The organism is Pseudoclavibacter soli DSM 23366 (assembly GCF_000423505.1).
GTDB classification, from domain to species: domain Bacteria; phylum Actinomycetota; class Actinomycetes; order Actinomycetales; family Microbacteriaceae; genus Pseudoclavibacter_A; species Pseudoclavibacter_A soli.
The window spans coordinates 501,502-528,062 of record NZ_AUIC01000003.1; the positions used below are offsets into that span (position 1 = coordinate 501,502).

The following is a 26,561-nucleotide window of genomic DNA, read 5'->3' on the forward strand; positions in this document are numbered from 1 at the left end:
ATGCGCGCATACCCCGGGTCTACACTGATCAAGAACACCGACGCCATCGTGTTGTGTGGCGGCCGTCTCAACCAAGGAGGGTTGTTCGTGGCAGCGAAACCAGCCGGTACTCTGTACCGCGGCCGGGAGGGCATGTGGTCCTGGGTCTTTCACCGCATCACCGGCGTAGCCATCTTTTTCTTCCTGTTGGTGCACATTCTCGACACCGCGCTGATCCGCCTCTCACCTGAGGCGTACAACGCGGTCATCAGCACCTACAAGAACCCCATCATGGGCCTCGGCGAGGTCGCGCTGGTCGCAGCAATCGCCTTCCACGCCCTCAACGGTCTGCGCGTGATCCTGATCGACTTCTGGTCGAAGGGCACCAAATACCAGGCCGTGCTCTTCTGGGTGGTCATCGCCCTGTGGATCGTCACTCTGGCCGGCTTCGTGCCCCGCCACCTCGCGAACGTCTTCGGACACTAGGAGCAGACATGAGCGTCACCATCGAGAAGCCCGATCGCAAAAACCCGACGTGGTACACCCGCCAGCCGCACAAGCGTTCCAACCGTGAACGCACGGCATGGCTGTTCATGCGCGGCTCCGGCGTGCTGCTGGTCGTGCTCATCTTCGGCCACCTCTACTTCAACCTGATGACCGGCTCTGGCATTCACCAGGTCGACTGGGGCTTTGTGGCTGGCAAACTGGCCAATCCGTTCTGGCAGGTGTGGGACATCCTGCTGCTGTGGCTGGCGCTGCTGCACGGCGCCAACGGCATGCGCACTATCGTCAACGACTACGTCGCCCGCGAGGGCGTCGCTCGCGGGCTGCGCATTGCGATCTTCGCCACCGCTGGCGTGCTGATAGTACTGGGCACTTGGGTCGTCTTCGGCTTCAGCCCCTGCGATGACCCGAGCCTCGCCGCCTCCTGGCAGCAGTACTGCAAGTAGATTTGAACACCCCAAGTCAAAGGTGATGAGAGACTGATATGACCGAGACCACCACTACCACCAACGGCAGCTACACCGTGCACCACCACCAGTACGATGTGGTCATCGTCGGTGCCGGCGGCGCCGGCATGCGCGCCGCGGTCGAGGCCGGGCCGCACGCCAAAACCGCGGTCATCTCCAAGCTGTACCCCACGCGTTCGCACACCGGTGCTGCGCAGGGCGGCATGGCCGCTGCACTGTCGAACCTCGAAGAAGACTCGTGGGAGTGGCACACCTATGACACCGTCAAGGGCGGCGACTTCCTCGCCGACCAAGACGCCGTCGAGATCCTCGCCAAAGAGGCCATCGACGCAGTGATCGATCTCGAGAACATGGGGCTGCCGTTCAACCGTACTGACGAGGGCAAGATCGCCCAGCGTCGCTTCGGCGGGCACACCCGTGAGCATGGCAAGGCTCCGGTGCGCCGCTCTTGCTACGCTGCCGACCGCACTGGCCACATGATTCTGCAGACGCTGTACCAGAACTGCGTCAAGCTCGGCATTGAGTTCTTCAACGAGTACTACGCGCTCGATCTCGTGTTCAACGAGGTCGACGGCGAGCGTCGTCCGGCTGCGGTCATCGCCTACGAGCTGGCCACCGGTGACATTCACGTGTTCCAGGCCAAGTCGATCATCTTCGCGACCGGCGGTTTCGGCAAGATCTTCAAGACCACCTCGAACGCCCACACACTCACCGGCGACGGCGTGGGCATCATCTGGCGTCAGGGCCTGCCGCTCGAAGACGTCGAGTTCTTCCAGTTCCACCCGACCGGCCTCGCCGGCCTCGGCATCCTCATCACGGAGGGCGCTCGAGGTGAGGGCGCGATCCTGCGTAACTCCACCGGTGAGCGCTTCATGGAGCGCTACGCACCCACTATCAAAGACCTCGCACCTCGCGACATCGTGGCGCGATGCATGGTGCAAGAGGTGCAAGAGGGTCGCGGTGTCGGCCCGAACAAAGACTATGTGCTGCTCGACTGCACGCACTTGGGTGCAGAGGTGCTCGAGACCAAGCTCCCCGACATCACCGAATTCGCTCGCACCTATTTGGGTGTCGATCCGGTGACCGAGCCGGTGCCCGTCTACCCCACCGCGCACTACGCTATGGGCGGCATTCCCACAAACAACAACTCTGAAGTGCTGCGCAACATCAAAGATGTCGTGCCCGGCCTCTACGCCGCTGGCGAGTGCGCCTGCGTGTCGGTGCACGGCGCCAACCGCTTGGGCACCAACTCACTGCTCGACATCAACGTGTTCGGCAAGCGCGCCGGGCGCCAGGCAGTCAAGTACTCACGTGAGGCCGAGTTCGTGCCGGTTCCGGCCCATGCCGAGCAGGGCGTCATCGATCTGCTCGAGAAGGTGCGCAACTCCACCGGCACCGAGTCGGTGTCGCAGATCCGCAAAGAGCTGCAAGAGACCATGGACACCAACGCCCAGGTGTTCCGCACCGAAGAGACCCTCCAGCAGGCACTCGTCGACGTGGCAGCACTGCGCAAGCGCTACGAGAATGTGGCAGTGCATGATCACGGGCGTCGATTCAACACCGACCTGCTCGAGGGCATTGAGCTCGGGTTCCTCATCGACCTTGCCGAGGTGCTTGTGGTGGCTGCGCTCAACCGCAAAGAGAGCCGTGGCGGTCACATGCGCGACGACTACCCCAAGCGTGACGACGCCAACTACCTCAAGCACACCATGGCCTGGCTCACTGGCGAACCCGACAAAGAGCAGCCTGGTGACCATATCGCCCTCGGCTGGAAGCCGGTCGTTCTGACCCGGTACGAGCCCAAAGAGAGGAAGTACTGACATGTCCGCCGCGACCCAAGCTCCCGAAGACATCACGTCGAAGGCACACGCCGAGTCATACAGTGCTGATGCCGCTGACCGGTCGAAGCACGCTCCGAGTGCACATGATGCGTCGGTGAAGCCCTTCACCGTCACGTTCATCATCCGTCGCTTCGACCCCGACGTCGACTCTGAGCCGCACTGGGAAGACTTCGACGTCGAGATGTACTCGACCGACCGTGTGCTCGACGCACTGCACAAGATCAAGTGGGAGCAAGACGGCTCACTCACGTTCCGTCGTTCGTGCGCTCACGGCATCTGCGGCTCTGATGCCATGCGCATCAACGGGCGCAACCGCTTGGCCTGCAAGACACTGATCAAAGATCTCGACATCGAGAAGCCGATCTACGTCGAGGCCATCAAGGGCCTGCCACTCGAGAAAGACCTCGTCGTCGACATGGAGCCCTTCTTCCAGTCGTACCGTGAGGTGCAGCCCTTCCTGCAGGCTCACTCAGAGCCGCATGAAGGCCGCGAGCGCCTGCAGACCATCAAAGATCGCGAGATCTTCGATGACACCACCAAGTGCATCCTCTGCGCCGCCTGCACATCGAGCTGCCCGGTCTTCTGGACCGACGGCCAGTACTTCGGCCCCTCGGCAATTGTCAACGCGCATCGTTTCATCTTCGATTCTCGTGACGACGAGTCGCAGGTGCGCCTCGATATCCTGAATGACAAAGAGGGCGTGTGGCGCTGCCGCACTACCTTCAACTGCACCGAGGCCTGCCCTCGTGGCATTCAGATCACCAAGGCGATCGCCGAGGTGAAGCAGGCCGTCATCCGCGGCCACCGCTGATCACTCATTCGATCGACCCCCTCACGCGACGCGTGCACCCACACACCGGTGCACGCGTCGCGTAGTCTGTGAGCATGTCCGACTCCCCTGCGCCGGTACGATTCGTCCAGTCTTTAGTGGCCTGGGCGCAGCAGACCCGCCCCGCACGCGTGTTCCGCCTTTACCAAAGCCGCGGTGGGCCGCTGATGGCCGGCGGCATGAGCTACAGCTCACTGTTCGCCTCTTTCGCTGGCCTCTGGTCCTTATTCAGCGTGATTGGAGTGGTGCTCGCTCGCAATGCCACGCTCTGGGACACCCTGATCGCTTATCTCTCGCAGTCGGTGCCCGGGCTGATCGACACTGGTGAAGGCGGCGCCATCTCCACCGCCACGCTCGACTCGGTGCCTTCGACACTTTCCTGGACCGGCATCATCGCCTTCGTCTCGCTGCTGTTCACCATGATGGGGTGGCTCGGTGGCGCCCGCACCGGAGTGCGCGCCATGTTCGGCCGCACCCCACTGCCGCAACAGCCGTTGCTTGGTCAGCTGCGCGATCTTGCCGTCATTGCCGGGTTCGGCATCCTCGTCGTCATCTCGGCATTCGCCTCCGCGGTCAGCAGCCGTCTGGGGCGGGCAGTCGCCGGTGCGCTCGGCTTCGATGAGCGCAGCGTCGTCGGGTCAGTTCTCGTCATCGGCGGCGCCATACTGGTCTCGCTGATTCTCGACGTGGCCATCCTCATCGTCATCTTTCGTGTGCTGGCGCAGATCACCGTGCCGCTGCGGCGCATGCTTCCGGTCGCTCTCACCGGCGGAGCAGCGACCACCCTGCTGAAGTTCGCCGGCGGCGCACTCATTGGAGCGGGCAGCAATCCCCTGCTCACTGGCTTCGCCACCATCGTCGGTCTGCTGATCTGGTTCAACTTGCTCAGCCAAGTCATTCTGTTCTCTGCCGCCTGGTTGGCCGTCGTGCTCTCAGACCGCGCAAGCGAACATCCACTGGGCTTTTGGGGGCGACACCATCTGCCCGAGGCACTGGCCGACGAGGCCACAGATCTCACCCCGCAACCCGTGCACGTGCCCGACTCTGACATTGAGACCGCCGACAGCGACGTGGCTCCCCAGCCCGACGCCGACGAGGCCGCCGCCGACCCGTCTCAGTCTTCGAGCCGACGCGGGCGTGACGATACCGCCAAATAGCCGCTCAGCGCTCCGCCGGCGACCAGACCGATCGCGAGCATCGGCGCCGTCCAGCGGCGAAGCTTTGGAATGCCCTGCACCAGCGGCACCATGCCCTGCAGCACCGCAGCGGCCAGCATGCCGGCCACCACCCGGTTGCCGAGACGCTCGACTCGTGCCACAAGTGGTTCGAGTTCAGCCACCGGAATCTGCACCCGCATGCCGTCGCTCTCCAGCTGCTTGAGCAGGCGGCGGATGGCCACGGGCGCTTCGACGCCCAAGCGCACGGCGTCGACACTCGCCTTGGCTGCTTTGCGCATGAGGCGACGGGGATCGAGTCGCTCTTGCATGATCTGCTGAGCGTACGGCTCGAACAGTGCCACCATGCTGAACTCGGGGTCGAGCCGCCGGCCGAGCCCCTCGGCTTGAAAGACGAGTTTCGCCAGCAGATCGAACGTGCCTGGCGCCGCAGATGGTGCCGCCGCATCACGGTCAGCATGCGGCGACCGACTTTCGACAACTCGACATCGGCCAGCGACTGGCTGCGCACCGTGTCGAGCAGCTCACCGAGTTCTCGTTCGAGTGACAGACGCCCGGGGGCCTGTGTGGTCTCGGCGATCGCCAGCACCGCATCGGTCAGCCGCTCGGCGTCGCCCGAGACGAAGGCCACGATCAGATCGTCAAGCTGTGCGGCCTCAGCCTCAGTGACACGTCCGACCATGCCGAAGTCGATCAGCGCGATCGAACCGCCATGCTGCACGAACATGTTGCCCGGGTGCGGGTCAGCGTGAAAGAACCGGTGCACCAGCACCATGTCGACCAAGGTGGTTGCGGCCAGCTGAGCCAGGCGTTTGCGATTGATGTGCTGCCGTTTGAGCTCGGCAACATCGTCGACGCGCACCCCACGCATGCGGTCGAGGGTGAGCACCGCTGCCGTGCTGAACTTCGGGTGCACTCGCGGAATCACTATGCGCGGCTCGTCACGATAGATCTCGGCGAAGTGCCGGGCATTGTCGGCCTCAAGTGTGTAATCGAGCTCGTCGAGCGTGGTCTGGGTGAATTGCTCGACAAATGGCAACAGGCCGATCTGATGTGCCTTGGCCGAGCTGCGATCAGCTTCTTCGGCGATGCGCCGCATCATGCGCAGGTCGGCACGCACCTGCTCGACGGCGCCGGGCCGCCGCACCTTGACCACGACCTCGTCGCCGCCTTTCATTCGTGCGGTGTGCGCCTGCCCGATCGACGCACAGGCCAGCGGCTCGTCGTCGAAATGGGCAAACAGCTGCTCGGGCTCAGCGCCCAGCTCGGCCACGATGGTGGCTCGAATCTCTGCGATCGGTGCAGGCGGCGTGTGATCTTGCAGCCTGGCCAGGGCGGCCGCCACCTCGGGCGGCACGAGATCTTCTCTGGTCGACAGCAGCTGCCCCAACTTGATGTAGGTCGGCCCGAGCTCCTCGAAGGTGCTGGCGAGGTCAACACCGAAGCTGTGCGTGCCACCCGGCTCGATGTGTGAGCGCACCTCAGCCACCAGCCCGGTGTCGAGCCCCAGTAAGTCGACGATCTGGGTCAGCCCGTGGCGGGTGAGGGCCACGGCGACCCGGCGATAACGTTCGAGATCCTCGTTCGGCATGGGGGCATCCTTTCATCGGCCTGCTGCCACCAGCCTACGCGTGCCAGGCCGTAGAATCGGGGCCATGACCACTCCTGCCGTCGACCCCGCACTCAGCTCTCATGTGATCGCCCCGCCGCCGCTCGACGAGCAGCCCAAACCCAAACCGGGCGTCAATGGCCAGGCTGCCCGCACCGAGCTCTCGAGCACCGTCGCCCGCCCCGACGCGGCCATGCGCCTGGCGACGATCAACGTCAATGGCGTGCGGGCAGCATTTCGCAAGGGCATCGACGCCTGGTTGGCCGCATCGCGCCCTGACGTTCTCGCCCTGCAGGAGGTTCGGGCCGCCGATGCCGACCTCGCCTCCCTGCTGCCCGGCTGGACGATCGCGCATGATGCCTGCAGCCAGAAAGGCCGTGCCGGGGTCGCCGTGGCGATCGCCCCTGACAGCGACATCGAGATCGCTGGCACCCGCACCGCCATCGGCGATGATGATTTCGACAGCTCGGGACGCTGGCTCGAGACCGATCTGCGCGTCGGCGACGAGACGGTGACCGTGGTCAGCGCCTATGCGCATTCCGGCGAGGTCGACACCCCGAAACAGGTCGAGAAGTATCGCATGCTCGAGGCGATGTCGGTACGCCTTGACGAGCTGGGCGACGAGCATGAGCTGGCGGTGGTGGTCGGCGACCTCAATGTATGTCACACCCCCATCGACATTCGCAACTGGCGCTCGAACCTCAAGCGCGCCGGTTTTCTGCCCGACGAGCGAGCCTACTTCGACCAGTTCTTCGGCGACCCGGAGCACAGCTATACCCGAGTCGATGGCACTGATCTCGGCACCGGACTCGGCTGGATCGACCTCGGTCGCGCTGCTGCCGGCGACGTGCCCGGCCCCTACACCTGGTGGTCATGGCGTGGCCAGGCCTTCGACAACGACGCCGGGTGGCGCATCGACTATCAAGCTGCCACCGCGGCGCTGGCGGCACGCGCACTGGCCTACTTCGTGGATCGCCCGGCAGCCTACGATGCGCGATTCACCGATCACAGCCCGGTGGTCGTCGACTACGCTCGCCGGGCGACGTCGTAGACTTGTTCTATGCCTGAACAGACCAACACCCGTCAGCCACGTATCTTCTCGGGAATGCAGCCCTCCAGTGATTCGCTGCATCTCGGTAATTATGTCGGGGCCCTGACCAACTGGGTGCGTCTGCAAGACGACCACGAGACCATCTACTGCGTGGTCGACCAGCACGCGATCACCGTGCCTCAAGACCCCGAACAACTGCGTCGCAACACTCGGGGCACCGCCGCTCAGTACATCGCGGCCGGCATCGACCCCGAACGCTCCACCCTGTTCATTCAGTCGCACGTGCCCGCTCATGCCCAGCTGTCGTGGGTGCTCGGAACCATCACCGGCTTTGGTGAGGCCAGCCGCATGACGCAGTTCAAAGACAAGTCAGCCAAGCAGGGCGCTGAACACACCTCAGTGGGCCTGTTCACCTACCCGGTGCTGATGGCCGCTGACATTCTGCTCTACCAGGCCGATCTGGTGCCCGTGGGCATCGATCAAAAGCAGCATCTCGAACTCACTCGCACCCTGGCTCAGCGGTTCAACTCACGATTCGGTGACACCTTCACGCTGCCCGAGGGGTATATTCCGGCCGAAACCGCCAAGGTTTACGATCTGCAGAACCCCACCGCCAAAATGTCAAAGTCGGCAGCCAGCGATGCCGGTCTGATCCGTCTGCTCGACGACCCGACGAAGACCGCCAAGAAGATCAAGTCGGCAGTCACCGACGACGAGCGCGAGATTCGCTTCGACCGCGAGCACAAGCCCGGCGTCTCAAACCTGCTGGCGATCAACACCGTGTTCACTGGCAAGAGCATCGAGCAGCTCGAAGACGAGTACGCCGGGCGCGGTTATGGCGATCTCAAGAAAGACCTCGCCGAGATCGTGGTCGACGCGCTCTCCCCCATTCGCACCCGCGCGCTCGAGCTGCTCGACGACCCCGCCGAACTCGATCGACTGCTGGCCGTCGGCGCCGAGCGGGCCGACGCCATCGCTCGAAAGACACTGGCCACCGTCTACGACCGTATCGGCTTCGTCGCGGCGCGCTGAACGTCACCGTGGAATGAACCAGCACCCGGCACTGTTCGATCGTTTGTGACCGCCGCAGCCGCACCTCTACCGAACCGCTATGACGCGGCGATGCGTCGAGCGCTGCAGCTGGCCGAACGCGGCCCCCGCACCGGCGGCAACCCGCGGGTGGGCTGTGTGCTGCTCGACCAGCAGGGTGCCACGATCGCCGAGGGCTGGCACCGCGGGGCTGGCACACCACACGCCGAGATTGATGCGCTCGCCCAGCTCGCCCCGGGGCAGGCCTCCGGCGCCACTGCGGTCGTCTCGCTCGAACCCTGCAATCACACCGGACGCACCGGCCCCTGCAGCCACGCACTGGTCGATGCAGGCATCACCCGCGTGGTCTATGCACTGCCCGACCCAGGCCAAGCCAGTGCCCATGGCGCCGAGCACTTGGCCGCCCATGGTGTCGAGATTATCTCAGGGGTGCTGGCTGACGAAGCCGAGGCGCTCAACCACGAGTGGCTCACCGCCATGCGACGCCAGCGCCCGTGGGTGATCGCCAAGCTGGCCATGTCACTTGACGGCCGCGGGGCCGCTGCCGACGGTTCGTCACAATGGATCACCTCGGCCGCCGCTCGCGAACACGCACATGTGGTGCGCTCACAGGTCGATGCCATCTTGGTCGGGCGCGGTACCGTCGCGGCCGATGATCCCGCGCTCACCGCACGCCGCCCCGACGGCTCACTGTTCGCTCACCAGCCACTGCCCGTCGTGCTGGGTCGTGGTGGTGATCTGCCGGCCGACTCGCAATTGGTGCGCTGCCACAGCACAGTGCGGTCTTTTGACATCGACGTCTCGGCACACACCGCGACCGAACCGCTTCGTGAGCAGCTCACCTCGATGCTCACCCAGTTGTTCGACGAAGATGTGCGCTTCGTGCTTGTCGAAGGCGGCCCCACCACCACGACCGCGCTGCTGCGTGCCGGCCTGGTCGACGAGGTGCAGGCGTACCTCGCCCCGCAGCTGATCGGCGGCCCACGCACACTGATCGGCGACATCGATGTCACGACACTGGCTCAGCGCCTCGAATTGGATAGTCTTGAGGTCGCACAGCTGGGCTGCGACATGTTCTGGCGCACACGAGTGAAGGAAGCATGACCGACCACACCAGCGACGCACGTGTCGAGTTCGTCGTCGAGACCAACGTTCCCACCGATCACGGCGTCTTTCGCTTCCGCGGCTACCGAGACCTGCTCACCGGCGCCGATCACCTTGCCGTGCTCTCGGCGAAGTCGCTCGGTGAGCGCCCGCTGGTGCGGGTGCATTCCGAGTGCCTGACCGGCGAGGCCTTCGGTTCGCGCAAGTGCGAGTGCGGCCCACAGCTGCAGGCCGCGCTCGACCGCATCAACCGTGACGGCGGTGCCGTGATCTACCTGCGCGGGCACGAAGGGCGCGGCATCGGGCTACTCGAGAAGCTGCGCGCCTACCGCCTGCAAGAAGAGGGCCTCGACACCGTTGACGCCAATCGCGCGCTCGGCCACGGCGATGATGAGCGCGAGTATGGGGCGGCCGCGGCCATCCTGCATGATATCGGCGCCATGCAGGTGCGGCTGCTGACCAACAACCCCGGCAAGCGCCGAGACCTCGAAGCCCACGGCATCGAGGTGGTGGCTTTAGAACCCTTGATCGTCGGCGAGAATGCGGTCAACCAGGGATATCTCGAGACCAAACGCGACCGCATGGGGCACCTGCTGCCCGACAGCCTCTGAGCGACACAGCACCGAAATCGCGCGCCCAGTTGCCGAATAAAGTAACCGGGGCGTAATATATTGCTTCGTTGCGCCACAAGCGCAGGTTTCTTGGCGCTCGATCACGAGCCTCTCACGCATCACAGCGACAGAATCGCCGTGCATCGCTGCGTCTTCATGTCATCACTGGAGTTCCCCCTTATGTCTGCAACAACGACTGCCTCCGCCACAGGCACGCCCAAGCCGGCCAACTCGACGTCACGTGTGGTGCTGGCCAGCCTCATCGGCACCACCATCGAGTTCTACGACTTCTATGTCTACGCGACCGCCGCCGTGCTCGTCTTCCCCACACTGTTCTTCCCCTCGGGCAACGATACCGTCGCACTGATCTCGTCGTTCGCTGTCTTCGGCGCTGCGATGATCGCCCGGCCGTTCGGCGCCCTCGTCTTCGGACACCTCGGCGACAAGATCGGTCGCAAGACGACGCTGATCTGGAGCCTGCTCACGATGGGCATCGCGACCTTCCTGATTGGTCTGCTGCCCACCTATCACGACATCGGCATCACCGCCGCCGTGCTGCTGCTGATCCTGCGCCTGGCCCAGGGCTTCGCGCTCGGTGGCGAGTGGTCGGGTGCGGCGCTGGTCGCCACCGAGAACGCTCCGAAGGGCAAACGCGCCTGGTTCGGCACCTTCCCGCAGGTGGGTGCACCCATCGGCTTCATCATCGCCAACGGCCTGTTCTTGATCATCAACTGGCTGCTGCCGCACGAGAGCGGCGACACCACGCTGCAGTCTGCCGCGTTCCAGTCATGGGGCTGGCGTATTCCCTTCCTGTTCAGCGCAGTCATGGTGATCATCGGCCTGTGGGTGCGCATGCACCTGGTCGAGTCAGAGAGCTTCACAAAGGTGAAGGCCTCGGGCAAGATCAAGAAGCTGCCGCTGGGCGAGGTGCTGCGCAAAAACTGGTGGGAGCTCATCCTCGGCACCTTCGCTATGCTCGCCACCTACGTGCTCTTCTACTTGATGACCGCGTTCACGCTCTCGTACGGCACCAAGGGCGCCGACGCCGAGGCCGCGGCAGCCAAGGCAGAGGCCAAGGCCACCGCCGCGGGCACCGCGTTCAACCACGACGCCTTCGTCAGCTCGTACGTGCCCGGTCTGGGCTTCACCTATACCAACTTCGTGCTGATGATGATCATCGGCGTGATCTTCTTCGGTGCGTTCACCTTGCTCTCCGGCCCGATCGCCGACCGCCTCGGTCGCAAGAAGACGCTGGTGTGGGTCACGGTGGCCATCGTGGTCTTCGGTCTGCTCTTCCAGCTGTTCCTGCTGCCTCAGGCCGACGAGAAGTTCACCGGTGCACTCGTGCAGGGCTTCTTGGTGATCGGCTTCACCCTGATGGGTATCACGTTCGGTCCGATGGGCGCCTTCCTGCCTGAGCTTTACCCCACTGAGACTCGCTACACCGGGTCGGCGATCGCCTACAACATCAGCTCCATCTTGGGCGCGGCTCTTGCGCCGATCATCGCCGTCTGGCTGTGGTCGGTGGGTGACGGCAACCCGGTATGGGTCGGCGTCTACCTGACGCTGAGCGCAGTGCTGACCTTGGTGGCCCTAGTGCTCAGCCCAGAGACCAAAGACATCGAGCTCGACGAAGTCTGACTTCGTCGTCGGTGATCGTATTCGGGGGAAGCGATCACTCGAGGGGCCTCGTGCATGCGAGGCCCCTCTTTTTGTGCCCGAATACTCGCTGAGGCATGGTTTCGGCTGCGGGTAGCATGAAGAGGTCTGTACCGAAGGAGCATCATGAGCGCAGTCAGGCCTCCGCGTCGCGGTCGCCCAGAGGATGGCCCAAAGGCCAGTTTGCGGCAGCTGTGGCCGTATCTCGCAGAGCACCGTACCGTGCTCATTGTGACGGCTGTGTTGTCAGTGCTCAGCGCACTGGCGACGGTCTCTCAGCCGCTGCTGGTCAACCAGCTGATCACTCGCGTGCAGCAGGGCGAAACGATCGGTGCCATTGGCTGGGTAATCGTGATTCTGCTCGTCGCCGCAGCACTGGTCACCGGGCTGCAGTACTATCTGCTGAGCCGCACTGGCGAGGGCATCGTGCGCTCGTCGCGCCGCGACTTGGTGCGCCATATTCTGCGCCTGCCCGTCGCCGAGATCGACCGGCGACGCACGGGCGATCTGATCTCGCGTGTCTCAAGCGACACCACGCTGCTGCGAGCTGTGCTCACCCAAGGCCTCGTCGACAGCATCGGCGGAGTGTTCCTGTTGATCGGCTCGATCATCGGCATGCTCATCATCGATCCTCTGCTGTTCGCGCTCACCGCGGCGGTCGTGGCCGTCGCGGTCTTCGCGGTGAGCCTCATGGCTCGACAGGTCTCGCGGGCAACACGGGAGAGCCAGACGAGAGTCGGTGCACTCTCGGCCGCGGTCGAGCGGGCTGTCAGCGCAACCCGCACCATCCGCGCCGGTGGGGCAACCGACCGTGAGACCGCATCCATCGTCACCGAGGCCGACGGCGCGTACCGCAGTGGCCTGCGCGTGGCCGCGTTGTCATCGGCTGTGGGCCCGATCGTGCAGCTGTCGCTGCAGGTGGCCGTACTCGTCGTGCTCGGCGTCGGTGGCTGGCGCGTTGCGGCCGGGCGCAGCGACATTGCCGGGCTAGTCAGCTTCGTGCTGTTTCTTTTCGTCATGATGGTGCCACTGGTCACCATGGCCGGCGCATTCACCTCTGTGCAGTCAGCGCTCGGCGCACTCGGGCGCATTCAGGAGATTCTCGCACTGCCCGAAGAGACTGCCGCAGACGAGGTACCGGCAGCTGACCGGCTGAGCCCACCGTCAGCCCAAGACGCCATTGTCTTCGACGATGTGCGCTTCGGGTATCCCGTGGCGAGTGCTCCGGTGCTCGACGGGCTGAGTTTTCGGGTGCCACGCGGCACCAAGACCGCGCTGGTCGGCCCCTCGGGCGCTGGCAAGTCAACGTCACTGGCATTGCTGGAGCGCTTCTACGACGTGACTTCAGGAAGCGTACTCGTTGACGGGGTCGATGTGCGGCAGTGGCCTCGCCTGGCACTGCGCGCGCAGTTCGGATACGTCGAGCAAGACTCTCCGGTGCTTGCCGGTTCGATCGCCGACAACCTCCGGCTGGCCGCCCCTGACGCCACTGACGAGCAGTGTCTGGCGGTGCTGCGACAGGTCAACCTCGAGCACTTGGTGCAGCGCGATGCTGCTGGTCTTGCGGCTGCCGTGGGTGAGGACGGCGTCATGCTCTCTGGTGGGGAGCGCCAGCGCCTGGCTTTGGCACGCGTGCTGCTGGCCGGGCCACCGGTGCTGCTGCTCGACGAGCTCACCTCAAGCCTCGACGGGCTCAACGAGCAGCTGCTCAACCAAGCCATCGAGGTTGCGGCGCACGGGCGCACCCTGCTGGTCATCGCCCACCGACTGGCCACGGTGATCGATGCCGATCAGATCGTGGTCATCGATGGTGGCCGCGCGATTGCCAGCGGCACCCATGCCGAGCTGCTCGAGTCGAGCCCGCTCTATCGCAGTTTGGCCGAGCAGCAGCTGCTCGTCTAGCGGTTGGGCACCCGTGCTTCGGCCAGGCGCACCACGTTGACCAGCAGCTCTGCACGAGTCATCGGGCCCACCCCGCCGGGGTTTGGCGTGAGCCATCCAGCGACCTCGGCCACATCAGGATGCACGTCGCCCACTGGCCGAGATTTGCCGGTCTCGGGGTCGGTGACCCGTGAGATGCCCACGTCGACCACTGCAGCACCGGGCTTGACCCAATCGGGCTGCACGAAGTGTCGCTGCCCGAGCGCCGCCACCACGATATCGGCACGACGCACCTCGCCGGCGATATCTGACGTGCGTGAATGCACGGTGGTGACCGTGGCGTCGACCCCGCGGCGGCTGAGCAACAGCCCCAACGGGCGGCCCACTGTGACTCCGCGGCCGATGACCACCACGTGCCGACCGGCCACCGGCACGTCATACCGCCGCAGCAGATCGAGAATGCCTGCCGGCGTGCACGGCAATGGCGTCGGGCGCACCCCGTCGACATCGAGCACGAGGCTGCCTAGGTTCGCAGGATGCAGCCCATCAGCGTCACGCATCGGATCGATGCGTTCGAGCACCGACATCTCGTCGATGCCGTCTGGCAGCGGCAACTGCGCGATGTAGCCGGTCACTGCCGGGTCGGCGTTCAGGCGATCGATCGCGGCATGCACATCGGCGGTGGATGCGGTGGCCGGCAGATCGACTCGGATCGACTCGATGCCCACCTCAGCGCAATCGCGGTGCTTGCCTGCGACGTATATCTGTGACCCCGGGTCGTCACCCACCAGAAGCGTACCGAGCCCGGGAAAGACGCCCTGCTCGCGCAGGGTGTCGACCCGGGCTCGGATCTCGCTCTTGATCTGCTGGGCTGTGGCTTTGCCGTCAAGAACGATGGCGGTCATCGACTACCACTGCTCCAGACCGGGGTACAGCGGGAAGTCATCGGCCAGACGGCTGACACGTGCCTTGAGGCTCTCAACGTCGGGAGACGGCTTGAGTGCCTCAGCGATCACGTCTGCCACCTCGGTGAACTCGGTGGCGCCGAAGCCGCGCGTCGCCAGAGCAGGCGTGCCGATGCGCAGACCGCTGGTCACGCGCGGGGGGCGGGGGTCGAACGGCACGGCATTGCGGTTGACCGTGATGCCGACCTCATGCAGGATGTCTTCGGCCTGCTGCCCATCGAGCTGCGACGTGCGCAGATCAGCGAGCACGAGGTGCACATCGGTGCCACCGGTGAGCACGTCAATGCCGTTGGCCTTGGCATCGGCTGCGGTGAGGCGCTCGGCGATGATCTTCGCACCCTCAAGGGTGCGCTGCTGACGATCTTTGAATTCGGCGCTGGCTGCAATCTTGAACGCGATGGCCTTGGCGGCCACCACGTGCATCAGCGGGCCGCCCTGCTGACCGGGGAACACTGCCGAGTCGATCTTCTTGGCGAACTCAGCCTTCGAGAAGATGGTGCCCGAGCGGGGGCCGCCGAGAGTCTTGTGCACCGTAGTGGAGGTCACGTCGGCGATCGGCACCGGGTTCGGGTGCAGTCCGGCAGCAACCAGACCGGCGAAGTGGGCCATATCGACCCACAGCCGTGCGCCGATCTCATCGGCGATCGAGCGGAACGCCTCGAAGTCGACCGTGCGCGGGTAGGCCGACCAGCCGGCGATGATCACCGACGGACGCTCGGCGAGCGCGATCTCACGCACTTTCTCCATGTCGATGCGGAAGGTCTCAGGGTCAACGCCGTAGGCGCGAGCATTGTAGAACTTGCCCGAGAAGTTGATCTTCATGCCGTGACTGAGGTGACCGCCATGGGCCAGCTCAAGCCCCAAGATGGTGTCGCCGGGCTTGGCGATGGCGTGCAGCACGGCGGCGTTTGCCTGAGCGCCCGAATGCGGCTGCACATTGACGTGATCGCCGCCGAAGACCGCCTGAGCGCGCTGCTGGGCGAGGGTCTCGGCAACGTCGACGAACTCGCAGCCGCCGTAGTAGCGACGCCCGGGGTAGCCCTCGGCGTATTTGTTGGTCAGCACTGAGCCCTGCGCCTCGAGCACGGCCCGCGGCACGAAGTTCTCAGAGGCGATCATCTCGAGGGTGTTGCGCTGACGGTTCAGCTCGTTCTCGAGCACCGTGGCGATCTCAGGATCGACCTCGGCGAGGGGGGCGTTGAGGATGGGATTGGTTCCAGTCACGCAAATCTCCTTGTTTCTGTGGACATCTTCAGTATCAAGCAGATTGTCGAGGCCCAGGCGTGCGGCCCAATCTTCGTGTCGCTTCCCGATGGTGACCATCTCTGCGCGGGTGGCTTGCACCACCCGGCGACGCCAGTCGCGACCGCTTTAGTCTAGCAAGGCCACGGTGCGGTTGCCGACCCGAATTCTCGCGCTGCTCTAGAGTGGAGGTTGCACTTTTCTCAATGCGATTTGGAGCACGCCGTGACCTCTCTGTCAACCGTCGAGACCACACCGAGCTGGATCATCACGATCACCTGTGACGACCAGGCCGGCCTGGTGCATGCCATCACCGGCGCGATTGTCGAGGCACGGGGCAACATCGAAGAGTCGCAGCAATTCCACAGCCCCGACACCGGTCGCTTCTTCATGCGCCTGCGCGTCACCACGGCGCAGTCAGAGCAGTCACTGCGTGAGGCATTCGCCACAGTTGTCGAGCGCTACACGCTCGACGTGGCCATCGTGCCCGCAGACCGCCCCATCCGCACCCTCGTGCTGGTCTCCAAGGCCCCGCACTGCCTGCAAGATCTGCTGTTTCGCCAAAACTCCGGCCAGGTCAACATCGAGATTCCGCGGGTCTTCGGCAACCACCCAGACCTCGCCGATTTGGCCGGCTTCTATGGGGTGCCGTTCACTTCTCTGCCGATCAAGAGCATCGAAGACAAACAGGCCTTTGAACAGCGTGTGCTCGACTACGTCGATGAGAACGACATCGAACTGGTTGTGCTCGCCCGCTACATGCAGATCCTCTCCCCCGAGCTGTGCCAGCGGCTGGCTGGCCGGGCCATCAACATCCACCACTCGTTTCTGCCGGGTTTCAAGGGAGCAAACCCGTATCTGCAGGCGCACCGCCGCGGCGTCAAGCTCATCGGCGCCACCGCACATTTCGTGACCGAAGACCTCGACGAGGGGCCGATCATCGAACAGAACGTGGTGCGGGTCGATCACTCGAAAACCCCCGATCAGCTGCGCGCGATCGGTCAAGACGTCGAAAGCCGCACGCTGCGACAGGCCGTGACCTGGTTTGCCGAGCGCCGCATCCTGCGCGACGGCCAGCGCACCATCATTTTCCAGTGACCGGCGGTTGGTGGGCAACCAACCGGCCGCTGCCGGCAGCAGACAAACGAAAGAGGCCCGCCCGAAATAGGCGAGCCTCTGACGAATGGATGACCGCGTCAGCCGCGCTCAGAACGCTCCACGAAGTGCTCGAACACGGTGCGGGACAGCGAGAGCACGCCGAACGAGATGACCACGACGCCGATCAGCGTCGCGAACAGCGCATAGATACCCCAGACCGTGTTGGTGCCTCCACTGCTGTATGAGCTCAGCTGGAAGTAGTTCACAGCGACCTGGATACCAGTGACCAGAGAGTGCACGCAGGCGGCCGCTACCGCGATGAGCACCCAGAGGTAGCGCGTGCGCGCCTTGGCCGCCGCGGCGGAGGTGCCGAAGTTCAGGCTGAAGAGCTCGCCCAGGCCGCCAGCCTGACGCTGCTGCGGTGCGTAGCCGAACTGCTGGGGCACTGGGCCTCCTTGGGGCAACTGACCCGACGGCTGACCGTAGGGTGCAGGAGGCGGAGCCTGAGGAGCGCCGGGAGGCGGAGGCAGTGTCGACATGGTGATAAACCCCTTTCGAAAGGACGGACGCGGGTCGCCGCGCCGTGCGACCCCGACAGCATGCTACCAGTGCACTGTGTCACTCGGGTATTTCTTTCACAGCCTTGCGTGTGCGGAAACACAGCAGACATCTGCAGGAGATATCATCTGCACATATGCCCTCTCCAGATCTTTCCACCCAGTGGGCTGGCCACCAGCCGGGCAGCCGCAGCTACCAACGCATCCTGATCGGCCTGTTCTTCGCCGGTGTCGCCACCTTCGCTCAGCTGTACTCCTTTCAGGCGATCCTGCCCGAAGTGTCGTCAGCGCTTGGCACCGATGCCGCCTCCACCGCCCTCACAGTGTCTGCCGTGACACTCGGCATTTCCGCCGCGGTTATCCCGTGGTCGTCAATCGCCGACCGCATCGGGAGGGTGCCGGCAATGGTGATCTCCATCTCAGCGGCCACCGTACTCGGCTTGGCCGCGCTCAGCGTCGACTCGTTGTGGCCGATCGTGGCCTTCCGCCTGCTCGAGGGGTGCGCCCTCGGTGGCGTGCCCGCCATCGCGATCGCCTACCTCAACGAAGAGGTCGCGCCCAAAGCCGCGGCGAAGGCTTCGGCCATCTACGTCGCTGGCACCTCAATAGGCGGTCTCAGCGGGCGCATCGTATCTGGGCCGGTCACCGAGCTGACCGGCAGCTGGAAATTGGGCGTGCTCTCCGTGCTGGTGCTGTGCACGGTCTCGGCGATCATCTTCGTCAGTCTCATCCCCCGCTCGCGAGGGTTCGTCCCCTACCGGCTGCGCTCCACCACGATGCTCCCCGACGCGCGTCTGCTCGCGCAACTGCGCCGCCACCTGCGCAACCCCGCCACTCTCGTGCTCTTCTTCACTGGTTTCTTGTTGATGGGCTCGTTCGTCGCCGTCTACAACTACCTGGGTTTCCGCCTGACTGAGCCTCCGTACAGCCTGCCGCAGACCGTCATCAGTCTGCTCTTTTTGGCCTACCTGCTGGGTACGCTCTCCTCGTCGCTCGCCGGGTCGTTCGCAGACCGTTTTGGCCGGCTGCGCGTGCTGCTGAGTTCGACGCTGTTGATGGTTCTTGGCGCGCTGATCACGCTGTGCGCGAGTCTGTGGCTGATCTTGTTGGGGCTGTTAGTGTTCACCGCGGGTTTCTTCGCCGCGCATGCCATCGCGTCAGGATGGGTGGGAGCCATCGCCACGAAAGGGCGTGCTCAAGCGGGCTCACTCTACAATTTGTTTTACTACGGCGGCTCGAGCTTGCTTGGCTGGGTGGCAGGTTTCGCGCTGCACCGCTATGGATGGCCGGGGGTCGCGTTGCTTGCCACCGTCGCGCTGCTGCTGTGTGCAGCAGCCGTCTGGTTCGTGCTGCGCGACCGCCCGGTCGACATCAGTGGAAGAAGTGACGCTCGCCAGTGAAGTAGAGCGGCACGCCGGCTGCCTGAGCAGCAGCGATGACCTCATCATCGCGAATTGACCCGCCCGGCTCGACCACGGCACGCACCCCGGCGTCGAGCAGCACCTGCAGCCCGTCGGCGAACGGGAAGAACGCATCGGAAGCCGCGACCGACCCGTGGGCACGATCCCCTGCACGATTGACCGCCAGGTGTGCCGAGTCGACCCGATTGACCTGCCCCATGCCCACGCCCACCGAGGCGCCATCGTCGGCGAGCAGAATGGCGTTCGACTTCACGGAGCGCACTGCGGCCCAGGCGAACTCGAGGTCTCGACGAGTAGCCTCATCAACGGCCTCGCCGGCGACCAACTGCCAGCCGCTGCTGTCGACGCCGTTGGCGAAGTTGTCGGCATCGCTGACCAGCAGCCCTCCGGAGATCTGCTTGACGATCGTGGCGTCGCGGTGGAAGTCAGCAGGCAGACGCAGCAGACGCAGGTTTTTCTTCGTCTGCAGCAGCTCGAGAGCGGCCGGCTCGAAATCTGGCGCGACAACGACCTCGGTAAAGATGCCCTTGATGGTCTCCGCCAGTGCCTGCGTCACCGTGCGGTTCGCCGCGATCACGCCACCATATGCCGACAGCGGGTCGCAGGCGTGCGCCTTGGCGTGCGCAGCCTCAATGGTGTCGGCCTGGGCAATGCCACAGGGGTTCGCATGCTTGATGATCGCCACCGCAGGTTCGCTGAAGTCATAGGCCGATCGGATGGCCGCGTCGGCGTCGACGTAGTTGTTGTAGCTCATCTCTTTGCCGTGCAGCTGCTCGGCTTGAGCGATGCCGTGCCCCAGCGGCTGTGCGTAAAGCGCAGCTTGCTGGTGCGGGTTTTCGCCGTATCGCAGCACGTGTACCAGTTCACCGGCAACACCGACGCTCTCTGGCCAGACCCGTTCGGTGGTCTCGGGGTGGGTGACCAGGTTGGCCTGGAACCAGTCGGCCACCGCGCGGTCGTACTCGGCGGTGTGGCCGAAGGCCTTGGCCGCGAGGTTGCGACGCTGAGCCAGCGTGGTACCTGTCTCTAGAGAGGCGATCACCTCATCATAGTCGCTGGGGTCGACCACGATCGCAACGTTGGCGTGATTCTTGGCGGCGGCGCGCACCATCGCCGGGCCGCCGATGTCGATCTGCTCGACCACGGCATCCCCGGTGGCGCCGGAGGCGACGGTCTGTACGAACGGATACAGGTTGACCACGACGAGGTCGAACGCGGCGATGCCCAGCTCGGCGAGCTGACGCTCGTGGTCTTCGAGCCGGAGGTCGGCGAGAATGCCCGCGTGCACGGCCGGGTGCAGGGTCTTCACTCGCCCGTCGAGCGACTCGGGAAACCCAGTGACTTCGCTGACCTCGGTCACCTGAGCGCCAATGGCCGCGAGCGCTTTGGCTGTGGACCCAGTCGAGACGACCTCGACACCAGCAGCTGCCAGCGCAGCACCCAAGCGGTCGAGATCGGTCTTGTCTGAGACCGACACGAGGGCGCGGCGCACCGGCACCACGTCTCGTTCACGGTAGTCGGCGGGTGCGTGGGATGCGGTGCTCATGCGGTCTCTTTCTGTTGCGTCAGCTCGATGGTTCCGTTGGAGATTTTGGTGAGCGTCTCGGCCAGCAGCTCGCGCTCGGCGATCTTGATGCGCTCGTGCAGAAGTGATTCGTCGTCACCGGTCAGCACTGGCACTGCCTGTTGGGCGAGCACGGGGCCGGTGTCGACTCCAGCGTCGACCAGATGCACTGTGGCGCCGGTCTCAGAGACACCGGCGGCCAGCGCGTCGCGCACGGCGTGGGCCCCGGGAAAGCTGGGCAGCAGCGCCGGGTGGGTGTTCACGAGACGCCCGGCGAAGTGGTCGACGACTTCAGGCGGCAGAATGCGCATGAGCCCCGATAAGACGACCAAATCTGGCTGATGTGCGTCGACCGCGGCGATCAGTGCCTGCCCCCATGCGGCGCGATCTGGAAATGCCCGGTAGTCGACAATGAACGTGGGCAGATCGTGTCGTGTGGCGAAGCGCAGCCCCTCGGCCTGCCGGTCAGCTCCGACGGCGACCACGGTGAACCCTGCGCCGCTGCGCTGCTGCGCATCGAGGAGGGCCCGGAGGTTGGACCCCACCCCGGAGATGAGCACGACCAGTTTCAGCACGCCCTCCAGCCTACCTGCTGGTGACAGAGGCCGTGGCCCCCGGACGCAGTCGTTGCCAGATGAGCAGAGCAAAGCCTGCGACGAACACGAGCGCGGCCGTGATCAGCGTGCGGGCGGGCGCCACACCGACATCTTGCAATCGCCCGGGCCCCAGCGCACCTGAGGCCAACGCCCCGACAACCAGCAGCAGCAGGCCTGTGCCAGCTGCCTGCACCAGTGCGAGCAACGCGCAGACGCCCCAACCTTTGGGGCCAGCGATCACGTCGGTGGCGAGCTGCCCGAAGCCGTACCAAGCGCCACCGAGGGCAGCAGCGACTGCCACAACCACAAAGACCGATTGCCATCCCGCGCCCTGCGGCAGCGCCGCAAGCAGGGGAATCGACGGCAGCGGTGCCACTTGAGTGACGAACGGCGAGATGAGCGACCCTGTTCCGAGGGCAAACCCTGCACCGCCCAGCCAGGCTGCAGCAAACACCAGCAGGTTGGGCAGGTACAGCAACTGCAGGCCGGTCAGAGTGATCACCCCGACCCACCCCGCGTGGAGGTTGTCGTAGACGGCGACCACGGCCATCCAATTGAACAGCAATGACACCGTGACCATGATCGACGCGGCAGTGAGCAGCAGCGCAGCGGTCATACCAATCGCGCGCCAAGCGGCACGCAGCAGACCGAGCGGGATGCGCGCGCTCAGCTGGTGCCCCAACGCTGCGACCCAGCCAACCACTGTTGCTCGCTCTGAGGTCGCCGCAGCTGTTGATGCAAGAGACCCGGCAACGAAAACGCAGCCCAGCCAGATCACGGGGTGCCAGACCGATGCCGCGACCGATACCGAAGCGGTGCCGTCTGATGCGCTCAGGCCAAGCAGCAACGAGAGCAGCGCGGTGACTGTCACAAAGATCGCCCACGCCGCCCAGAGCGGCTCGGCGTCACTGCTGCGACGGGCAGATACCCACGTTCGCCAGAGCGCGAGGGCAAGCAGCCCCAAAGGTGCGATGGTCAGCGAATAGCCTTCGCTGAGCCCTTGCACTGCCAGTGCGTCGGGGCCGATGTCTATCGGCACTCCAAAGGCGAGCAGCCACAGGCGTACAGCTTGCCCCCACCCGGCGGCCCAACTGCTCTGCAGGCGGTCGTCGACGATCCAGGAGAGCGTGGTGAGCGCAACCACCGGGCCCAAAGTGATGATGATGATGCCGAGTGGTTCGAGAGCGACCGGAAGGATCTCACGCAGTCGACGTCTCAGCACTCCTTCAGCGTACGGCATGGTCACTCGGCCAAGGTGATCGGCGCGAGGGCGACAACAAGTTTCTTGCGTGCACCACCGTCAAATACAATCGTCGCCACTTGTTTGCGCCCCTCACCGGCCAGCTCACGCACAGTGCCCTGGCCGAAGCTTGCATGTCGAATGCGGTCGCCGACGCTCACCTGCAGCATCGGCTTTGCGAGCGACTCGGCGGTCACCTGTGACGCCCACCCTCCGCGTTTGGGCGTCTGCGTGCGACGACTGGAATCCTCGGGCGACAGCGAGGGGGTCGAACGCCTCGAAGAGTCGCCCCGGCTGCCGAGTGACGAGACCATCAGGTCTTCGGGGCGCTGACGCCAGTTGATCAGGTCGTCTGGAATATCGGCGAGAAACTGACTTGGTTCGTGTGTCTGCGCTTGACCGAAAACCGTGCGATTGACCGCGAGACTGAGGTAGAGCCGTCGCTGGGCTCGCGTGAGCCCGACATAGAACAGACGGCGCTCTTCAGCGATACCGCCGATCTCGTCGATCGACATCTGGTGAGGCAGCAGACCCTGTTCGAGGCCGGTGACGAACACAGCAGGATATTCGAGCCCTTTGGCCGTGTGCAAGGTCATCAGCACAACACTGCCCGACTCGTCTTCGAGGTCATCGGCGGCCGCGGTGAGTGACACTTCTGTGAGAAAGTCGATCAGCTGAGCATCGGGGTTCTTCTCGGCGTAATCGGTCAGCTGGGCCTCGAACTCTTCAAGGTTCTCAGCCCGGGCATGGTCTTGGTCGTCGAGCGATGTGCGCAATGCCTCGATGAGGCCGATGTGTTCGAAGAAGCGGTGCACGACTTCATCGAGCCGCTCGGTGCTGAGCGCTCGCTGGGCATCTTCGAGGGCCTGACCGAGACTGGTCATCGCCTGCGTGACCTTCGGCCCAAGGCCGATGCCCTTGGCCTGGCTGAGCGCCTGCGGCAGGGTGAGGCCGTGCTCGGCGGCAAAGTGCACGAGCCGAGACTCTGTGGTGGGGCCGATGCCCCGGCGCGGTACGTTGAGCACCCGTCGCACCGAGAGCTCGTCTGCCGGATTAACCAACGCGACCAAGTAGGCCAGCGCGTCTTTGATCTCGGCCCGATCGTAGAATTTGGTGCCCCCGACCAGCCGATAGGGCACCCCGGCACGTACAAAGATCTCTTCGAGGGCGCGAGTCTGCGCATTGGTGCGATAGAACACGGCGATATCGCGATAGTCAAGCCCTTCTCGGTGCAGCCGCGTAATCTCATCGGCGACGAATTGCGCCTCATCGTGGGCGCTGTAGCCGGCGAAGGCCTCAATGGGCTCGCCGTCTCCCAGAGAGCTCCACAGTTGCTTCGCAGCTCGATCGTAGTTGCGCGCGATCACCGCGTTGGCCGCATCGAGGATGCGCTGGGTTGACCGGTAGTTCTGCTCGAGCAGCACCACATGGGTGCCCGGGAAGTCTTTGTCGAAGTCGATGATGTTGCGCAGGTCGGCGCCGCGGAATGCGTAGATCGACTGGTCAGAATCACCCACTACTGTGAGTGCGGGCACCGGCTGCCCTTCGACGGCCGGTGTGGTGAGTGCTCGGATGAGCTCGTACTGCGCCTTATTGGTGTCTTGATATTCATCGACCAGCACGTGCAGCCACTTCTGCTGGTAGCGATGGCGCACCTCGGGAAAGCCGTTGAGCAGATGCACCGTATAGACCAAGATGTCGTCGAAGTCGAGCGCATTGGCTCGCCGCAGCGCATCGTCATATGCCCGATACACATCGAGCACGGCCTCGCCGGTGGGGTCACCCGGCTGCAGTTCGCGCGAGACGTCATCGGGATCGCGCAGCTCGTTCTTCCAGGCTGAGATGCGGTGCTGCGCCGCAGCAGCGGTGAGCCCCTCGACATCGGCGTGACGCTCTTTAATCAGCCGTTTGAGCAGCACACGCGAGTCGTGAGTGTCATAGATAGTGAAACTCGCGCCAAGGCCGAGTGCGGCAATCTCGCGGCGCAGAATGCGCACGCACGCCGAGTGGAACGTGCTGATCCACATGCCCTCGGCGGCCGCGCCCAACAGCTGCCCGACGCGCTCGCGCATCTCGTTGGCCGCCTTGTTCGTGAAGGTGATGGCGAGGATTTGGCTGGGCCAGGCATCGTGGGTGCTGATCAGATGAGCAATGCGATGAGTGAGCACGCGGGTCTTGCCAGAGCCTGCCCCTGCCACAATCAGCAGCGCCGGGCCGCGATAGAGCACGGCTTCGCGCTGCTGCGGGTTGAGCCCGCTAACCAGCGGATCTGCAGCGACAGCGGGGTGTTCAGAAGAAGGTGAGTGCGGCATCCATTCGATTGTACGTGGCACCACCGACAGCCTCAGACCTCGGGCAGCTCTTCGTCAGAGTCGGGGTCGTCGGCTGCGAGCACAACCTCATGCTCTTTGCGCCGCACGGGCAGCGCAGGCAGATCGGGGCCATCCCAGACCTGCAGCACCGACCAGGCCGCAGCGGTCAGCGGCACGGCGATGATCGCGCCGAGCACCCCGCCGAGGCTCGCGCCTAAGGTCAGTGCGATCAGAATGACCAGGGGGTGCAGCTTGAGTGTGCGGCCCATGACGATCGGCTGCAGCAGGTTGCCCTCGATCTGATTGACCCCGACCACAATGCCAATGACGATCAACGCAGCGACCGGCCCGTTAGCCACCAACGCCACCAACGCGGCGACGATCCCCGCAAGAGTGGCGCCCACGATCGGAATGAAGGAAGTAATGAACACGATCACGGCCAGCGGCAGCGCAAGCGGCACCTGCAGAATGGCGAGCCCGACGCCGATGCCGACGGCATCTGCTGCCGCCACGATGGATGTGCCGCGCAGGTACCCGCCAAAGGTGGCCGTGGTGGCCCGGCCAACACGCAGACCGCGCTCATAGGCTTCGCCGTGGAAGGGGCGCAGCAGAAACTCCCAGATCTGAGGGCCGTCTTTGAGAAAGAAGAACAGCACCACAACAAAAATGCCGAAGCCAGTGAGGAAGCTCGCGGTCGCCGAGAGGCCGGCCAACGCGCCCGACTGGAATCCGCTGGTGCTCAGCACATCGGTGAACCAACCGGTGATCTGGTCAGGCGTGGGCAGCTGATCGGCGAACGACTGGTTCGACAGGAAGCTCTGCAGCGACCCTAGCCCGTCATTGGTGGCCGTGACCAGGTCGTCCCACTGGTTAATCACGGCGAGCACGATCAGCCAGATGATCAGCGCCAGAATCAGGATGATGGAAAGCAGCGCGATCCAGGTGGCCAACATGCGATGCACACCATGGCTGTGCAGCCAGGCGATGGCCGGGTGAATGGCACTGGCCACGATCAGCGCAAGCAGTGCCGGGGTGACTACCACAGACAACTGCACAGTCAAGGCAACCACGATCGCGACCACCGCGAGCACGGCGAGAATCTGCACGCTGCGTGTGGCGGCTCGGCCAAAACCGCTGCCCCACAGCGCAGACGCTGATCGGGATTCACGAACCGGTTCGGCCTGTGGATGTGTTGCCATGATGGCTCCCTTCTCGGCACCGAATCTGATCGACTCGGCTTGAGCATGCGGCAGCCCGCGTAACATCATCGCGCGACTGCGCACAGGGTGCTCAACGGTTCGCACCGCATGCCGGGCGTTGCGTGGCGTGCGCTGCGTGGAAAACGAGCGCACAGTGGTGGAGACGCCGGGAATCGAACCCGGGTCCACTGCTCGGTTCATGCGACTTCTACGGGCGTAGCCTGTATTCACGTTCTACTCGGCTTTGACCTTTACGACAGGCGCGAGGTCAACAAGCCCAGTGGAGATCAATGTCCCGAGGCGGCCCTCCACGTGCCGTACCGGTGAGTCTTCTCAATGACGTTCAGCACCCGGTCGAAGACTTCCCGGGGTGAACGGATTTCGAGGCTCGCTTTACGCAGCGAGGGCGAAATCAGTGCGTTTTGCTTTTGCACTTATTGGTTGCGTGACTTGGTTTACGAGATCATCCACGCCTTCTCGGCCCGCTTCTCACAATCTTCAAGACAGTGTCGAAACCGATCGTCCCCATGTTCAGTTGTCAATCGTCACGGTCTCGCATCGAAGACACGACACCGGACTCACCACCATATAACAGCGATACACCACC

21 protein-coding genes, 1 other RNA gene, 1 pseudogene and 1 riboswitch are annotated in these 26,561 nt (G+C 64.4%); of the genes and pseudogenes, 13 read left to right on the forward strand and 10 right to left on the reverse strand.

Annotated elements, in window-relative coordinates:
- The first annotated feature begins 87 nt into the window (after nucleotides 1-87).
- The 5 genes from sdhC to G557_RS11145 all read left to right on the forward strand — a co-directional run bounded on the left by sdhC (nucleotide 88) and on the right by G557_RS11145 (nucleotide 4,777).
- Entirely contained in the window at nucleotides 88-465 is a 378-nt protein-coding gene (gene sdhC, locus G557_RS0102345; RefSeq protein WP_281167709.1) for a succinate dehydrogenase, cytochrome b556 subunit, read from the forward strand.
- Nucleotides 466-473: 8 nt separating this feature from the next.
- Nucleotides 474-929 (forward strand): succinate dehydrogenase hydrophobic membrane anchor subunit, encoded by a 456-nt coding sequence (locus G557_RS0102350; protein WP_028244812.1) that lies wholly within the window; start codon nucleotides 474-476, stop codon nucleotides 927-929.
- Between the two features lie 38 nt (nucleotides 930-967).
- The gene (gene sdhA, locus G557_RS0102355) at nucleotides 968-2,770 is read left to right on the forward strand and encodes a succinate dehydrogenase flavoprotein subunit (protein ID WP_028244813.1); all 1,803 of its coding nucleotides are present in this window, start codon (nucleotides 968-970) and stop codon (nucleotides 2,768-2,770) included.
- A 1-nt stretch (nucleotide 2,771) separates the two neighbouring features.
- Nucleotides 2,772-3,602: a succinate dehydrogenase iron-sulfur subunit gene (locus G557_RS11140; protein ID WP_084626923.1), complete on the forward strand. Its 831-nt coding sequence runs from the start codon at nucleotides 2,772-2,774 to the stop codon at nucleotides 3,600-3,602.
- Nucleotides 3,603-3,676: 74 nt separating this feature from the next.
- Nucleotides 3,677-4,777, forward strand: a complete 1,101-nt coding sequence (locus G557_RS11145; protein ID WP_084626924.1) for a YihY/virulence factor BrkB family protein — start codon at nucleotides 3,677-3,679, stop codon at nucleotides 4,775-4,777.
- Nucleotides 4,778-4,781: 4 nt separating this feature from the next.
- On the opposite strand, the gene G557_RS11150 is transcribed toward G557_RS11145, so the two are convergent.
- The gene (locus G557_RS11150) at nucleotides 4,782-6,386 is read right to left on the reverse strand and encodes an ABC1 kinase family protein (RefSeq protein WP_051224183.1); all 1,605 of its coding nucleotides are present in this window, start codon (nucleotides 6,384-6,386) and stop codon (nucleotides 4,782-4,784) included.
- 211 nt (nucleotides 6,387-6,597) lie between these two features.
- On the opposite strand from G557_RS11150, the gene G557_RS0102375 reads away from it, so the two are divergent.
- The 6 genes and pseudogenes from G557_RS0102375 (at nucleotide 6,598) to G557_RS0102400 (ending at nucleotide 13,781) form a co-directional block, all read left to right on the forward strand.
- The gene (locus G557_RS0102375; protein ID WP_028244814.1) at nucleotides 6,598-7,455 is read left to right on the forward strand and encodes an exodeoxyribonuclease III; all 858 of its coding nucleotides are present in this window, start codon (nucleotides 6,598-6,600) and stop codon (nucleotides 7,453-7,455) included.
- A gap of 9 nt (nucleotides 7,456-7,464) precedes the next feature.
- Entirely contained in the window at nucleotides 7,465-8,487 is a 1,023-nt protein-coding gene (trpS, locus tag G557_RS0102380; protein WP_028244815.1) for a tryptophan--tRNA ligase, read from the forward strand.
- A gap of 90 nt (nucleotides 8,488-8,577) precedes the next feature.
- A complete protein-coding gene (ribD, locus tag G557_RS11155; protein WP_051224186.1) occupies nucleotides 8,578-9,609 on the forward strand; it encodes a bifunctional diaminohydroxyphosphoribosylaminopyrimidine deaminase/5-amino-6-(5-phosphoribosylamino)uracil reductase RibD in 1,032 nt (343 codons plus the stop codon).
- Between the two features lie 17 nt (nucleotides 9,610-9,626).
- A pseudogene (ribA, locus tag G557_RS0102390) lies at nucleotides 9,627-10,220 on the forward strand (GTP cyclohydrolase II); the annotation flags it as partial.
- Nucleotides 10,221-10,400: 180 nt separating this feature from the next.
- Nucleotides 10,401-11,861 carry an MFS transporter gene (locus G557_RS0102395; protein ID WP_028244817.1) on the forward strand — a complete coding sequence of 487 codons (1,461 nt, stop codon included), beginning with the start codon at nucleotides 10,401-10,403 and terminating at the stop codon, nucleotides 11,859-11,861.
- Between the two features lie 144 nt (nucleotides 11,862-12,005).
- Nucleotides 12,006-13,781 carry an ABC transporter ATP-binding protein gene (locus G557_RS0102400; protein ID WP_028244818.1) on the forward strand — a complete coding sequence of 592 codons (1,776 nt, stop codon included), beginning with the start codon at nucleotides 12,006-12,008 and terminating at the stop codon, nucleotides 13,779-13,781.
- On the opposite strand, the gene G557_RS0102405 is transcribed toward G557_RS0102400, so the two are convergent.
- Complete coding sequence (locus tag G557_RS0102405; RefSeq protein WP_028244819.1) at nucleotides 13,778-14,665, reverse strand: bifunctional methylenetetrahydrofolate dehydrogenase/methenyltetrahydrofolate cyclohydrolase; 888 nt, start codon at nucleotides 14,663-14,665, stop codon at nucleotides 13,778-13,780. The genes G557_RS0102400 and G557_RS0102405 overlap by 4 nt on opposite strands.
- 3 nt (nucleotides 14,666-14,668) lie before the next feature.
- The gene (gene glyA / locus G557_RS0102410) at nucleotides 14,669-15,949 is read right to left on the reverse strand and encodes a serine hydroxymethyltransferase (protein ID WP_028244820.1); all 1,281 of its coding nucleotides are present in this window, start codon (nucleotides 15,947-15,949) and stop codon (nucleotides 14,669-14,671) included.
- Nucleotides 15,950-15,993: 44 nt separating this feature from the next.
- Nucleotides 15,994-16,099: riboswitch (ZMP/ZTP riboswitch) on the reverse strand.
- A gap of 93 nt (nucleotides 16,100-16,192) precedes the next feature.
- On the opposite strand from glyA, the gene purU reads away from it, so the two are divergent.
- Nucleotides 16,193-17,065, forward strand: a complete 873-nt coding sequence (gene purU, locus G557_RS0102415; protein WP_084626949.1) for a formyltetrahydrofolate deformylase — start codon at nucleotides 16,193-16,195, stop codon at nucleotides 17,063-17,065.
- Nucleotides 17,066-17,163: 98 nt separating this feature from the next.
- Here purU and G557_RS0102420 read toward each other — a convergent pair whose 3' ends face one another.
- Nucleotides 17,164-17,511, reverse strand: a complete 348-nt coding sequence (locus G557_RS0102420; RefSeq protein WP_028244822.1) for a hypothetical protein — start codon at nucleotides 17,509-17,511, stop codon at nucleotides 17,164-17,166.
- Nucleotides 17,512-17,759: 248 nt separating this feature from the next.
- On the opposite strand from G557_RS0102420, the gene G557_RS11160 reads away from it, so the two are divergent.
- The gene (locus G557_RS11160; RefSeq protein WP_051224189.1) at nucleotides 17,760-19,022 is read left to right on the forward strand and encodes an MFS transporter; all 1,263 of its coding nucleotides are present in this window, start codon (nucleotides 17,760-17,762) and stop codon (nucleotides 19,020-19,022) included.
- On the opposite strand, the gene purH is transcribed toward G557_RS11160, so the two are convergent.
- The 6 genes from purH to ssrA form a co-directional block, all read right to left on the reverse strand.
- The gene (gene purH / locus G557_RS0102430) at nucleotides 18,994-20,589 is read right to left on the reverse strand and encodes a bifunctional phosphoribosylaminoimidazolecarboxamide formyltransferase/IMP cyclohydrolase (RefSeq protein ID WP_028244823.1); all 1,596 of its coding nucleotides are present in this window, start codon (nucleotides 20,587-20,589) and stop codon (nucleotides 18,994-18,996) included. The genes G557_RS11160 and purH overlap by 29 nt on opposite strands.
- Nucleotides 20,586-21,182 carry a phosphoribosylglycinamide formyltransferase gene (purN, locus tag G557_RS0102435; RefSeq protein ID WP_028244824.1) on the reverse strand — a complete coding sequence of 199 codons (597 nt, stop codon included), beginning with the start codon at nucleotides 21,180-21,182 and terminating at the stop codon, nucleotides 20,586-20,588. The genes purH and purN overlap by 4 nt, the downstream gene beginning before the upstream one ends.
- 10 nt (nucleotides 21,183-21,192) lie before the next feature.
- Nucleotides 21,193-22,443, reverse strand: coding sequence for a cell division protein PerM (locus G557_RS13220; RefSeq protein WP_051224192.1), 1,251 nt, complete (start codon nucleotides 22,441-22,443; stop codon nucleotides 21,193-21,195).
- A gap of 2 nt (nucleotides 22,444-22,445) precedes the next feature.
- Entirely contained in the window at nucleotides 22,446-24,755 is a 2,310-nt protein-coding gene (locus G557_RS0102445; protein WP_028244825.1) for an ATP-dependent helicase, read from the reverse strand.
- A gap of 32 nt (nucleotides 24,756-24,787) precedes the next feature.
- Entirely contained in the window at nucleotides 24,788-26,155 is a 1,368-nt protein-coding gene (locus G557_RS11170) for an AI-2E family transporter (protein ID WP_245542749.1), read from the reverse strand.
- Nucleotides 26,110-26,481: a transfer-messenger RNA gene (ssrA, locus tag G557_RS13625) on the reverse strand. The genes G557_RS11170 and ssrA overlap by 46 nt, the downstream gene beginning before the upstream one ends.
- Between the last annotated feature and the right edge of the window lie 80 nt (nucleotides 26,482-26,561).